General features: G+C 70.6%; 14 protein-coding genes. 8 read left to right on the top strand and 6 right to left on the bottom strand.

Features of this window, described 5'->3' with window-relative positions:
- Positions 1 to 184: 184 nt before the first annotated feature.
- Together BZB76_RS28080 and BZB76_RS28075 are read left to right on the top strand one after the other, a co-directional pair.
- Complete coding sequence (locus BZB76_RS28080) at positions 185 to 958, top strand: hypothetical protein (RefSeq protein WP_121437396.1); 774 nt, start codon at positions 185 to 187, stop codon at positions 956 to 958.
- Positions 959 to 1114: 156 nt separating this feature from the next.
- Positions 1115 to 2113: a hypothetical protein gene (locus BZB76_RS28075; RefSeq protein WP_147449579.1), complete on the top strand. Its 999-nt coding sequence runs from the start codon at positions 1115 to 1117 to the stop codon at positions 2111 to 2113.
- A gap of 61 nt (positions 2114 to 2174) precedes the next feature.
- Here BZB76_RS28075 and BZB76_RS28070 read toward each other — a convergent pair whose 3' ends face one another.
- Positions 2175 to 2855 carry a response regulator transcription factor gene (locus tag BZB76_RS28070; protein WP_117401549.1) on the bottom strand — a complete coding sequence of 227 codons (681 nt, stop codon included), beginning with the start codon at positions 2853 to 2855 and terminating at the stop codon, positions 2175 to 2177.
- The gene (locus BZB76_RS28065) at positions 2852 to 4147 is read right to left on the bottom strand and encodes a sensor histidine kinase (RefSeq protein ID WP_121437508.1); all 1296 of its coding nucleotides are present in this window, start codon (positions 4145 to 4147) and stop codon (positions 2852 to 2854) included. The genes BZB76_RS28070 and BZB76_RS28065 overlap by 4 nt, the downstream gene beginning before the upstream one ends.
- A 228-nt stretch (positions 4148 to 4375) precedes the next feature.
- Between BZB76_RS28065 and phoU the strand changes: the two genes are divergently transcribed.
- Together phoU and BZB76_RS28055 are read left to right on the top strand one after the other, a co-directional pair.
- Positions 4376 to 5038: a phosphate signaling complex protein PhoU gene (phoU, locus tag BZB76_RS28060; protein WP_121437394.1), complete on the top strand. Its 663-nt coding sequence runs from the start codon at positions 4376 to 4378 to the stop codon at positions 5036 to 5038.
- Between the two features lie 45 nt (positions 5039 to 5083).
- On the top strand, positions 5084 to 5218 hold the full coding sequence (locus BZB76_RS28055) for a hypothetical protein (protein WP_337959776.1): 135 nt from the start codon (positions 5084 to 5086) through the stop codon (positions 5216 to 5218).
- A 433-nt stretch (positions 5219 to 5651) separates the two neighbouring features.
- On the opposite strand, the gene BZB76_RS28050 is transcribed toward BZB76_RS28055, so the two are convergent.
- From BZB76_RS28050 to BZB76_RS28040, 3 genes are all read right to left on the bottom strand, one after another.
- Complete coding sequence (locus tag BZB76_RS28050; protein ID WP_117401546.1) at positions 5652 to 6041, bottom strand: hypothetical protein; 390 nt, start codon at positions 6039 to 6041, stop codon at positions 5652 to 5654.
- Positions 6038 to 6277: a ribbon-helix-helix domain-containing protein gene (locus BZB76_RS28045; protein ID WP_121437393.1), complete on the bottom strand. Its 240-nt coding sequence runs from the start codon at positions 6275 to 6277 to the stop codon at positions 6038 to 6040. The genes BZB76_RS28050 and BZB76_RS28045 overlap by 4 nt, the downstream gene beginning before the upstream one ends.
- An 81-nt stretch (positions 6278 to 6358) precedes the next feature.
- The gene (locus tag BZB76_RS28040) at positions 6359 to 7582 is read right to left on the bottom strand and encodes a glycosyltransferase 87 family protein (protein WP_121437392.1); all 1224 of its coding nucleotides are present in this window, start codon (positions 7580 to 7582) and stop codon (positions 6359 to 6361) included.
- Between the two features lie 133 nt (positions 7583 to 7715).
- Between BZB76_RS28040 and BZB76_RS28035 the strand changes: the two genes are divergently transcribed.
- From BZB76_RS28035 to BZB76_RS28020, 4 genes are read left to right on the top strand one after another with little or no spacing between them, the layout of a single operon-like run.
- Entirely contained in the window at positions 7716 to 8882 is a 1167-nt protein-coding gene (locus tag BZB76_RS28035; RefSeq protein WP_246007255.1) for a sensor histidine kinase, read from the top strand.
- Positions 8882 to 9565: a response regulator gene (locus BZB76_RS28030; RefSeq protein ID WP_121437391.1), complete on the top strand. Its 684-nt coding sequence runs from the start codon at positions 8882 to 8884 to the stop codon at positions 9563 to 9565. Before BZB76_RS28035 ends, BZB76_RS28030 begins: the two co-directional genes overlap by 1 nt.
- A gap of 38 nt (positions 9566 to 9603) precedes the next feature.
- Positions 9604 to 9987: a BlaI/MecI/CopY family transcriptional regulator gene (locus BZB76_RS28025; RefSeq protein ID WP_121437390.1), complete on the top strand. Its 384-nt coding sequence runs from the start codon at positions 9604 to 9606 to the stop codon at positions 9985 to 9987.
- Entirely contained in the window at positions 9984 to 10892 is a 909-nt protein-coding gene (locus BZB76_RS28020) for a M56 family metallopeptidase (protein WP_121437389.1), read from the top strand. The genes BZB76_RS28025 and BZB76_RS28020 overlap by 4 nt, the downstream gene beginning before the upstream one ends.
- Here BZB76_RS28020 and BZB76_RS28015 read toward each other — a convergent pair.
- Positions 10849 to 12339 (bottom strand): DHA2 family efflux MFS transporter permease subunit, encoded by a 1491-nt coding sequence (locus BZB76_RS28015; protein WP_121437506.1) that lies wholly within the window; start codon positions 12337 to 12339, stop codon positions 10849 to 10851. The genes BZB76_RS28020 and BZB76_RS28015 overlap by 44 nt on opposite strands.
- Positions 12340 to 12401: the final 62 nt, after the last annotated feature.

The following is a 12401-nucleotide window of genomic DNA, read 5'->3' as shown; positions in this document are numbered from 1 at the left end:
GGCGCCGGTTACAAGTATCCCTCCTGCCGGTCGCGCGGATGCGTTCCATACTGGAGGTGAACATGCCGGATGGTCCGGGTACGAAGCGCCCGGAAGGGTCCGAAATTGGACGACGGCCCGGCCGCGGTTCGGGTCGCCGAACCCGCCACGGACCGCCTCGGCGAAGCGAGGACGGAGGTACGGCGTGAGGCCGGACGGCGACGGCCCGGAGCCCGATGACTACGGGCTGCCCCGCGTTGACGTCGTCGTGCCCGATGACGCCCGCGAACTCGAGCGCGATGTCGTCGCCTACCGCAAGGAGGAGCGCCGCCGCCGTCGTAGGGAGCGCTACCGTCGCCTCGGCCGGCCGCTGACCCGGTTCGGCATAGCGATCCCGATCATCGCGGGCGCGTTGCTCATCGCGTTGCTGAGCGGTGTTCTGATGACCGCGTTCGGGCCGCGTCCGGCGCCGCGTCCGACCGGCGACCAGCTCGCGCCGCGACCGTCCGCGAGTCCCGGCAAGATCGGTGGGCTGCTTCCGGACGGCGGTGTCGACGAGGTCACCGGAGAGCGGACGCCCAAGCGGCTGCGCGACGTGCGCCCCGGGGTGATCGCCATCGTGCCGCCCGCGTACGAATGCGAAAGTGTGGTGGCCGACCTCGCGGGCAGGACGCAGAAGAACGAATTGGACTTCTACCTGGTCGCGGATCCCCGTCCGGTCGGCGACAAGAAGGGGATGTCGCTGAAGGATCTGAAGGCGTGCGCGGGAACCGCCCACGAAGGCACTCCGATGATTCTCGAAGACCCCAAGGCGTTGCTCGCCACCGCGTACACGCGTCAGCCCGGGACGCCCGGGTGGACCGGCACCGCCCTCACCGCCGTCTTCGTGCAGCCCGACGGCGTGGTCAACGACGTCGTCCAGGCACCGAAGCCCGGGCCGGAACTCGCCGAGAAGGTCAAGGCGCTGACGACGGGCTGACGGGCGGGCCGCCGACCGGGTGAGGAGAATCCCGCCGCGGTGGCGTGTCGGGTACCCCGAAGAGGGGTTTCGGGTCAGGTCTCGCTACGCTTCCCCTGGCGTCTGCGACGCCGCTCTCAGATTCTCACCGAACACTTTCGCGAGGAGACCGACGCCGTGATTGGAACCAGCCGTCGAATGGTCGTGCTCGCCGTCGCGGGCGCCGTCGCCATCGCGCCGGTGATCTCCGGCTGCGGCGCCGGCAGCGATCCCCAGTCCGCCGCCCCGACGCAGCTGACCGACGGCGTCAACGTGTCGGTGCCGAAGGACGATCCGGCGGCGACGCAGATCGCGCTGCGGAACATGTTCCTGCTGGGTCCGAAGCCCGGACAGCCCATCACGCCGGGGACGTCGCTGGCGCTCTACGGCGCGATGATCAACCAGGTCAAGGGCCGGCAGGACCGTCTGGTGTCGGTCAGCTCCCCGCTCTTCGGCGCGGCGAAGATCGACGGTGGCGGGCTGGTGCTGCCGCCCGCCTCACCGGACGGCACGGGCAGCCTGGTCAAGCTGCTCGGCAAGGTCTCGGAGACGCCCGCTCCGGCGCGGCCGTCCAAGCCCGGCCCCACGGCCACGGGCGGCGAGACCCAGCGTCCGGGCGGCACCCCCTCCCAGCAACCGGGCGAGCAGCCGGGCGGGCAGCCGTCCGACACGCCGACCGAGCAGCCGCCCTCGCCGGCGACGCCCGCGCCGACCGGTGCCGGGCAGGAGCCCACCGAGAGCCCGACGTCGGAGAACACGGCGGCCGGACCGCGGCGGACCGGGCCCACGACCACGCCGGGTGGTGAGCAGCCGCTCGTGGTGCTGACGGGCCTCAGGCAGGAACTGCTCGCCGGTACCAGGGTGCCGGTGCGGTTGCAGTTCGAGAAGGCCGGGGCCGTCGAGTTCTCGGTGCCGGTCGTCGCGCAGCAGGACGAGTACGACAGCTACCCGCTGGCGAGCCCCGGCGGCCAGACCTCGCCGTCACCGAGCGCGCCCACGCCGACCACGGGGACGGAGCCGGCGCAGAGCGGAACGCCCCAGGAGCCGGGCGCGACCCCTTCCCCCGGCGGAGAGCAGTCCCCCGGCGGGGAGCAGTCCCCCGGCGCCGGGCAGTCACCCGCCGGTGGCGGGCACTGACGCCTCCAACGCGACCCACGAGTAAGGGCCCGTCCGGACGGACGGGCCCTTACCTCTGTCATCAGGGCTCGAACTTGTAGCCCAGGCCGCGGACCGTGACGATGTACCGCGGCGAGGAGGGCACTTCCTCGATCTTGGCGCGGAGGCGTTTGATGTGGACGTCCAGGGTCTTGGTGTCCCCGACGTAGTCGGCGCCCCACACGCGGTCGATGAGCTGCATGCGGGTCAGGACGCGGCCCGCGTTGCGCAGCAGCACCTCGAGCAGCTCGAACTCCTTGAGCGGCAGCTGGACGGGTTCGCCGCCGACGCTGACGACGTGCCGTTCCACGTCCATCCGCACCGGGCCCGCCTCCAGGGTCGCCGGGGCCAGGTCCTCGACCTCTCCCTGGCGGCGCAGCACGGCCCGCATCCGGGCGATCAGCTCGCGGGTGGAGAACGGCTTGGTGACGTAGTCGTCGGCGCCGAGTTCCAGCCCGACGACCTTGTCGACCTCGCTGTCCTTGGCGGTCAGCATGATGACGGGGACGCTGGACTTGGCGCGCAGCTCCCGGCACACCTCCGTCCCGGGCAGCCCGGGGAGCATCAGGTCGAGGAGCACGAGGTCGGCACCGTTGCGCTCGAAGATGTCCAGCGCGTCGGGGCCGGTGGCGGCGACGGCCACCTCGAAGCCCTCCTTGCGCAGGTTGTACGACAGTGCGTCGCTGAACGACTCCTCGTCTTCCACGACGAGTACGCGGGTCACGGTGTTGCCTCCCGGGCGATGTTCTCTATGTTCTTCCCCGCGTCCGCGTCTTGTTCCGCGTCCGCGTGTGTGGGTGTGCCGACGCCGCTCGTGGCGGCCGTGTCGTCGGCGACCGTCGCACCCGCCCGCGCGTTCGCTTCGGGGGGACGGGGTGGGGCGTCGAGCAGCGGCAGCCGGATCGTGAACGTCGACCCGTGCCCTTCCTTGCTCCAAACGATCACGTCGCCGCCGTGCTTGCTGGTGACGTGCTTGACGATGGCGAGTCCGAGGCCGGTGCCGCCGGTCTGCCGGGACCGGGCCGGGTCGACCCGGTAGAAACGCTCGAAGATCCGTTCCACCTCTCCGTCCGGTATGCCGATGCCCTGGTCGGTGACGTTGACCTCGACGTGCCCGTCGTCGCGGCGTTTGGTCGCGACGACGACCCGGGTGTTCTCGGGGCTGTAGGCGACGGCGTTGTCGACGAGGTTGCGCAGCGCGGTGACGAGGAGTTCCTGGTCGCCGCGGACGCGCAGGCCGTCCTCGCCGCCGGTGGCGAGTTCGATGTCCTTGGCGGACGCCTTGGTCCGGCAGCGTTCCAGGGCCTCGGCGGTCACGTCGTCGAGGGTGACGGGACGAAGCGCGGGCAGCGGTTCGTCTCCCTGGACGCGGGACAGCGTCATGAGGTCCTGGACGAGATTGGTCAGGCGTATCGACTCGTACTGCATGCGTCCCGCGAACCGCCGGACGGCCTCCGGGTCCTCGGCGGCGACCTCGACCGTCTCCGCCAGCAGCGACAGGGCGCCCACGGGCGTCTTCAGCTCGTGGCTGACGTTGGCGACGAAGTCGCGGCGGATCGCCTCGATGCGGTGCATGTCGGTGAGGTCCTCGGCGAGGACGAGCACGAGGCCGTGCGAGCCGAGGGGGGCGACCCGGACCGCGAACCAGCGTCCGTCCGCCCGTCTCCGCACGCTCGTCGGCCCGACCTGGATCTCGGTCTCCCGGATCTCCCCGTCCCGCCGGACGAGCCGCGCCATGGCGAGCACCTCGTCCACGACGAGCCGGTCGCCGCTGACGATGCCGAACGCCCGCGCGGCGGAACTGGCGCGCAGCACCCGGTCCTCGGCGTCCACCACGACGGCGGACGACCGCAGCACGCTGAGCACGGACGCGACACCCGGCGGCAGACCGCCCACCGGCGCCGCGGGTACGGCGGGTTGCCGGGCACGCTCGCTCACCTGCACCGCCAATCCCGTCGCGAGTCCGACCGCGAGCCCGGCGAGCCCGGTCAGGATCGCGACAATCTCGACCTCCACACCACGGATCGTAAGCGGCTCGCGGCGCAGGTCCACACCATCGCGCAGGTCATGGGGATCTCGTTCCCTGAAAGTTCACCTTGTTTCTCGGACACGTTCACGGCGGGCAGGCAGGCTGTGGCGTGGGCGAGTCCGCCCGAACACCCCGAACTTCGCCCGATTCACCCCGATTTGCACCACTTCCCGGCAGGCGGCTGCCCGGTGCCCCGCACAGAAGGAACCCCGAAATTGCGCGACGCGTACCACGAGGAACTCGACTCCCTCTCCGACCGGCTCGTGGAGATGACCCGGCTCGTCCGTTCCGCGATGGCCCGCGCGGTCACGGCGCTGCTGGACGCCGATCTGCGCCTGTCCGAGGACGTGATCAGCGGCGACGAGCAGGTCAACAAGATCGACGCGGAGATCGAGGAGACCGTGTTCGATCTGATGGCGCGCCAGCAGCCCGTCGCGGGAGACCTGCGCACCCTGATCACGGCGCTGCGGATGAGCGGTGACCTGGAGCGCATGGGCGACCTCGCCGTCCACATCGCCAAGACCGCGCGCCGCCGCCACCCCGAGTCGGCCGTGCCGCCGGAACTTCAGGCCACCGTCCTGGAGATGGGCCAGATCGCCGAACGAATGATCGCGAAGACGGGCAGCGTGATCGCGTCCCAGGACGTCGAGATGGGCCTCGAACTCGACGCCGACGACGACCAGATGGACCGCCTGCACCGGCGCCTGTTCGACCTGATGCTGTCACCCCGCTGGAAGCACGGCGTGGAACCGGCCGTCGACATCTCCCTCGCGGGCCGCTACTTCGAGCGCTTCGCCGACCACGCCGTCCACGTGGCGGAAAACGTCGTCTACCTCGTGACAGGCCAACGCGCAGAAGAAATCAACGACCCCGCCTGACCAGGCGACCGGCCCGCAGGACGCCCCTCCCGACAACGCACCAGCATGGAACCGGCCCTCGACGTCCCCCTCGCGGGCCGCTACTTCGAGCGCTTCGCCGACCACGCCGTCCACGTGGCGGAAAACGTCGTCTACCTCGTGACAGGCCAACGCGCAGAAGAAATCAACGACCCCGCCTGACCAGGCGGGCCGGGTGGCGGGACGCCGTTGCCGACAGCGCACCGGTCGGCGCCTCGGCATCCGTTCGACTTGGGCCGCTCGGCCGCCGGCGGCGCCAGGTGAGAGCGTCATGGGCGCTGACCGAGGCGCCGCGGCTCGTGCCGGTCAGTGACCGCCACGGAGCGGCAACAGCAGCGGCGTGGAGTGCCGCCGACGAGGTGTAGGACGGCCGCGTGGGGGTGGTGGGTCGGCCGACCGGGCGTTCAGGTCGGCGGCGTAGGTGTCACCGGCGTGCAACATCGCCCTGCACGGCATCGATCTCCAGCACATCCTGGCCACGACGACCGTCGGTTCACACGACACCGACAGAGCACGTTCCACCCTCCCGGTACCGCCGGCAGGTTTCGCGCCCGCCACGCTCAACCACCCGGCCCCCGTCCAGGACCGGGGGGTGTTACGGGATCTGTTCGACGCGCAGGCCCGGGACGTCCGCGTAGATGCGGGGCTTGGCGGTGATCAGCGGCCAGCGCCGCCAGCGGGCCGACCAGGCGGCCTGGGCGGCGTCCATGCCGAGGTTCGGGATCGCGGTGACCAGCAGGCCGGTCTGCTGCGCGATCACGTCGTCCAGGTCGTCCACATGGACGACCTGCATGCGCGGCAGGCGTTCCAGGACGGTGCGCCCGTGGTCGGGGACGATCTGCCAGGCGCGGGCGAGGGCGGTGGCGGGGATGACGATCGTGGCGTGCTGGGCGATGGAGGCGCGCAGCCGGGCGCGCACATAGATCGTCTTTCCGGTGGCGAGGTCGAGGAGTGCGGTCGCGTCGAAGACGTGACCGGTGATCATGCGACGTCCCGGCGGTTCGGTTCCCCGTTTTCGACCAGCCGGTCGACCATGGCCTGCTCGTCGGGGCTCGGCGGGCCGAACAGGTCGTCGATCGTGGACGCGTCACGCAGGAAGGCGAGCTTGAGCCTGGCCCCGTCCGCGAGGAACCCGGACACCGAGGCGATCTTCTTGTCCTCGGCGAGCCCCTGAAGGGTGGCGGCAAGCTCGTCCGGGAGCGTGATGTTGATTCTCGCCATGCGCCCACAATACACACTCGAAGCCCCTTCAGTGTGTACTCCTGGGACGAAGGTTTGCTGTGCAACGTCACGAGCGTCCTGTTATATCCGCTTCTCAAGGCGGGAATGATCACCGTGGGTAGCGGTGTGGGTGACTCCGTCCAGGGCGGAGCGTCCCGTCGGCGAAGGCCGGCTCGCGACCCGCGCCTCGTCGGAGACCCGACCGGGGTCCACGGGTGGATCATGGCGGAGCCGGACGGCCATGAGGGTCAGGAAGAAGACGCCCGCGAGCAGGTAGCAGTTGGCTACCGGGGTGATGAGCGGGTGGAAGCCGTACTGGAGAGGGTGGCCGTTGTGCGGCGTCCACCACATGGGCCGCAGGACGAAGAGCACGTAGGCGCACGCGGCGATGACGCGGTCGTCGTTACGAACGAGTACCGCCAGGGCCGGGAGAATCCACACCCAGTGATGTGCCCAGGAAATGGGTGAGACCAGGAGTCCGGTGACGCCCGTGACCGCGGTGGCGGCCAGCCAGTCGCCGCGCCGCGCCCAGAGAAATGCGATCGTGAGCCCGGTAAGGCCGATGGCCGGTGGAATGGCGGTGTACCAGTCGCCGACTTCGGCGGTTCTTCGCAGGACGCGGGTCAGCATGCCGTAGGGGGACTGGTTACTGATGTACGGGACGCCCACGCGGGACGTGTCATAGAAGGTGTGCAGCCAATAGAGCCGGGACGCGTCCGGCGCGATCGCGTAAGCGAGCAGAGTGCAGATCGCGAAGGTTCCCGTGGCGGTGAGGGCGTCTCTGGTTCGTCTCGTCACAAAGAGCAGGACGACGAAGATGGCCGGTGTCAGCTTGATCGCGGTGGCGATGCCGATGCCGATTCCGGCGGGACGGCCCTGGGCGACGCGATGCATGTCGGCGACGATGAGGGCGAGCAGGAACAGGTTGACCTGCCCCTGGAAGAAGGTGTGCCACACCGGCGCCAGAAGGAGACCGAACACCACGACCACCTTCAGGGACACCTGGCGACCGGCCAGTCGCACCGTCGTCGCGCACGCCCAGACGAATGCCGACAGTGAGGCGATCTGCCAGAGGACTCGCGCGAGCGTGAGCGGCAGGGCCGCGACGGGGACGAACAGCGCGGCCATGAAGGGTGTGTTGGTGTACCAGTGGGCGGCCAGCTGCTCCTTGTACAGGCGCGCGTCGTCCGCAATGGCGTGGCCGCCCAACCAGTAGATGCGAAAGTCCAATGAGTCGTAGGTGACCGAGAAGACCACGATTCCCAGGAATTCGATTACGAGAAGCAGCGTCAGCCAACGTTTCATACGACAAAACGGTGGCAACGATCACGGGTGCCGAGCGTCGTGCCGCCGAATGGATTTCCGCCGAACGTATTAGCCCCGGGGATTAGTCCCGTAGGTCAATGTGCGGATACGGAGCCGTCGTTACGATCGGCGCATGTTCGTCATGCCGTGGAGCCGAGTACGCCAGGTGAGCCGGGTCATGGGCACGCTGCTGGCCTGGTCGGCGGCCGTCCTCTATCCCTTCGTGCTGTTCGTCGCGGTGGACGCCGGGCATTCCGGCTTCTTCGGCCCGGACGTTCTCGTGTCCGCCGGGCTCACGGTCCTGGTCGTTGCGCTGCTGTGGCGGCGTCCGCTGCCCGCCCTCGGCCTCCTCCTGTTCGCCTGGACCGCCGCGCTGAGCACCTGGCCCTCCGGGGGCGTCGCGATCGTCCAGGTCCTCGTCACCGATGTCGGGGTCGCCTATGTCGCCGCGACCAGGCGGCCCCGCGTGTCACTGCCGGTCGCCGCCGGGACGCTGACCGTCCAGACCTCGTCGTACATCACCTTCCTGGTACCGCGCGACGTCCTCGTCATGGCCCTGCCCATCCTGGCCATGGCGGTCACCTGGCTGGTCGGCAACTCGGTCCGGGTGCGGCGGGCGCACGCCGAGACGCTGCGCGAACAGGCGCTGGCGCGGGCGGTGTCCGCCGAGCGGCTCCGGATCGCCCGCGAACTCCATGACATGGTCGCGCACAGCATCGGCATCATCGCGATCCAGGCGGGCGTGGGTGGACGGGTCATCACCAGCCAGCCGGACGAGGCGCGCAACGCCCTGGACGCCATCGAGTCCACGAGCCGGGAGACCCTGTCCGGGCTGCGCCGCATGCTCACCGCGCTGCGCAAGGACGAACCGGGCACCGCACCGCTCGGCCCCACACCCGGACTGGACGACCTCGACCGGCTCGCCGAGTCGGCCCGGGACGCGGGGGTCCGGGTCGAGATCGTCCGGCGGGGCGAGCGGAGACCCCTACCGCCGGACGTCGACCTGTCGGCGTACCGGATCGTCCAGGAGGCCGTCACGAACGTCATCCGGCACGCGGGCACGGACCACTGCCGGGTGACGGTCGACCACCGGGACGGTGAGCTGGTCATCGAGGTCGACGACGACGGCCGCGGCGGCGTGGCCGGCACCGGGTTCGGCATCGCGGGCATGCGTGAACGGGCCGATCTGCTCGGCGGGGAACTCACCGCCGGGCCGCGTCCGGACGGCGGTTTCCGCGTGACGGCGCGGCTCCCCGACGGCGCCGCGACCACCGCCGCATCGTCCGTCCGGCCGGCGTGATGACGGTTCGGGTCCTCCTGGCCGACGACCAGCCGCTGATCCGGGCCGGGTTGCGGGTGTTGATCGCCGACACCGCCGACCTGGTGGTCGTCGGCGAGGCCGGCACAGGGGCGGAGGCGGTCCGGCTCGCCGAGGAACTTCGACCGGACGTGGTCGTCATGGACATCCGCATGCCCGACATGGACGGCATCGAAGCGACCCGACGGATCAGCACCGGTCCGAGCACGGCCCGAGTACTGATGCTGACCACGTTCGACGACGACGAATACGTCTACGGGTCGCTCCGGGCCGGTGCCGGCGGGTTCCTGGTGAAGGACATGGCACTGGAAGAGATCCTGGCGGCGATCCGGGTGGTGGCGGGCGGGGACGCGCTGATCGCGCCCAGCGTCACGCGGAGGCTGATCGAGGAGTTCGCGGCGCGTCCGGTCACCGGTCGAGAAGCGGCGCCGATCTTCCGGTCGACCGACGCCATCACCGGACGGGAGCGGGAGGTGCTGACGCTGGTCGGCAGCGGCATGTCCAACCAGGAGATCGCCGAGACGCTGTTCATCAGTGTGCCGACCGCCAAGTCGCATGTCGCGCGGCTGCTGACGAAGCTGGACGCCCGCGACCGGGTGCATCTCGTGATCATCGCGTTCGAGATGGGGCTGGTGCGGCCCTCTACAGGCGGTAGTACTACCTGACGTGGTCAGTGTCGTGTTCGTCGGATAATCTGGCAGCTGTGAAGGGTCTGGGAGAGCTTGAACGCACGGTCATGGAGGTCCTGTGGGCGCGGGAGGACGCCGGGCACGGCGCGGCGACCGCCCGGGATGTGAGTCGCGCACTGGCCGGTGACCGCGATCTCGCGCACACTACTGTGATGACGGTGCTGGACAGGCTCGCCAAGAAGGGCTTCCTGGAGCGGGAGCGGGACGGCCGCGCGTGGCGGTATCGGCCGGTCGCCAGCCGGGAGGGCTATGTCACCGAGCTGATGCTCGGCGCGCTGAACGAGACGGGCGACCGGGACGCGGCGCTCGTCCACTTCGTCCGGTCCGTGTCCGAGGACGAGATCGACGTGATCCGGGAGGCCCTCGCGGGCCTCACCAGTAAGGAACCTCCGGCATGACCGGTACCGCCCTGCTCGCATTGATCTCACTGGGGACCGTCGGCGGGGCGCACTGGCTGGCCCAGGCCCGATGGACGTGGCGCACACCGCGCCTCGCCATCGCGCTCTGGCAGGCCCTCGGGCTCTGCTGGGGCGTCGCCACGATCGGCGCGCTGCTCGGCCTGGCGCTGCTGCCGTACGGGAGGGGCGTGCTCGGCGGGCTGCCCGGCCTGTACGCCGACCAGGCGGCCCGGCTCGGGGCCCCGCAGGTCGCGGCGCTGCTCGCGGCGATCAGCCTCACCGGCGTGCTGGTGGTCATGCTGATGTACGCGATCGTCCAGGTCCTGCGGGCGCGGCGGCGGCACCGGGCGTTGCTCGCGCTGGTGTCGCGGCACGACTCGGCCGTCCCCGGCACGCTCGTCCTCGACCATCCCGGCGCCGCCGCGTACTGCGTTCCCGGCGTCCGCCGGTCGAAGGTCGTGGTCAGCGCCGGCACGATGGAGCTGCTCGACCAGCGGGAACTGGCCGCGGTCCTCGCGCACGAACGCGCTCACGCCCGCGAACGGCACGATCTGGTGCTGCTGCCGTTCGCGTCGCTGCGGCAGGTGTTCCCCCAGTTCAGGCTGGTCGGACGGTGCCTGGACGCGGTGGAGCTGCTGATCGAGATGGCCGCCGACGACCGGGCCAGGCACGGCCGTCCACCACGGGAGCTGGCGACGGCGCTGCTGCGGTTCGCCGCCGCCCGTCCCGCCGCGGCGCCGTCCGGCACGCTCGGTGTCGCCTCGCACGGGAACATCCCGGTGATGGCGCGGGTGAACCGCCTGCTGGAGCCGCAGCCCCTCCCCCGCAAGGCCCGCGCCGCCGCCACCGTCGCCGTTCCCGTCATCGCCGGTCTTCCACTGCTTCTGCTCGTCCTTCCGCACTGATCGGACGCGGCGTCTCGGACGCCACGGGACGCGGGCGGCGCAGCACGAGGATCGACACGGCGAGCGCGGCGACCAGCAGGGCCGCGGAGACGCCGAACGCCAGGTGGTAGCCGCCGGTGAGCGCGGTGGCCTCGTCGCGCCCGGCCGCGCGGAGGTTCTCGGTGCGGGACGCGGCGAGCGTGGTCAGGACCGCGACTCCGAGCGCCATACCGACCTGCTGGACGGTGTTGAACAGCCCCGACGCGACGCCCGCGTCGTCCGGACGGGCGCTGGACATGCCGAGCCCGGTCAGCGACGGCAGCACGAGCCCGGCCCCGGCGATCAGCACGAACGCCGGCAGCAGGTCGGTGACGTAGTCGGCCCGCGCCGGGACGGTCGTGAGCCACCCCATCGCGACGACCAGAAGCACGAGTCCGGTGATCAGCACGGCACGCTCACCGAATCGGTTCGACATCCGCGGGGACACCAGCAACGACACCACGCCGATCATCACGGCCGCCGGGAGCATCGCCAGACCCGTGTCGAGCGCGCCGTACCCGAGGACCCCCTGCATGTACAGGGCGACGATGACCTGGAACGCGAACATCGCCGACAGGGTCAGCAGCTGGACGACGTAGGCGCCGGACACGTTGCGGGACCGCAGGATCCGCAGCGGCATCAGCGGCGTCGCGGCGCGGGCCTGCCGGACGACGAAACCCGCGAGGAGGGCGAGCGACACCGCGCCGAGACCGAGGGTGTGCGCGGACAGCCACTCGTACCGCTCCACCTTGACGATCGTGTAGATGCCGAGCACCAGCCCGGACGTGACGAGCAGCGCACCGGCGACGTCGGCGCCCGCGGCGAGGCCGAGACCACGGTCGCGGGGCAGCGCCGGAAGGGCCAGCAGGATCGTGGCGAGTCCGATCGGCAGGTTGACCAGGAAGATCCAGTGCCAGTTCAGCGCGTCGGTGAGCACCCCGCCGAGCACCTGCCCGATGGACGCGCCCGCGGCACCGGTGAAGCTGAAGATCCCGATGGCCATGGTGCGTTCACGGGGATCGGTGAACAGCGTGACGAGGATGCCGAGGACGACGGCGGAGGCGAGCGCGCTGCCGACGCCCTGGAGGAACCGCGCCGCGATCAGCACACCGGACGAGGTGGCGGCGCCCGCCAGCACCGACGCCGCCGTGAACACCGCGTTTCCGGTGAGGAAGAGCGTGCGGCGGCCGATCAGGTCGCCGAGCCGTCCGGCGAGGAGCAGCAGGCCGCCGAGCGGGATCAGGTAGGCGTTCATGATCCAGCTGAGTCCGGCGGGTGAGAAGCCGAGGTCGTCCCGGATGGCGGGCGCGGCGACGGTGACGATCGAGCCGTCCAGGATCGTCATCAGCATCGTGGTGGACAGCACGCCGAGGGCCGCCCAGCGCGAGCGCAGGAAGGAGAGCGATCGGGAGGACGCGTGGGAAGGCATGGCCAACTCCTGGTTCGAGAACACAGGAGAGACCGTAGCAGATAGTTTCGTTACAGACGATC

The organism is Actinomadura pelletieri DSM 43383 (assembly GCF_003634705.1).
GTDB lineage: Bacteria > Actinomycetota > Actinomycetes > Streptosporangiales > Streptosporangiaceae > Spirillospora > Spirillospora pelletieri.
Note: the sequence above shows the minus strand (reverse complement) of the source record. Positions and strands in the feature narration are given on the sequence as shown.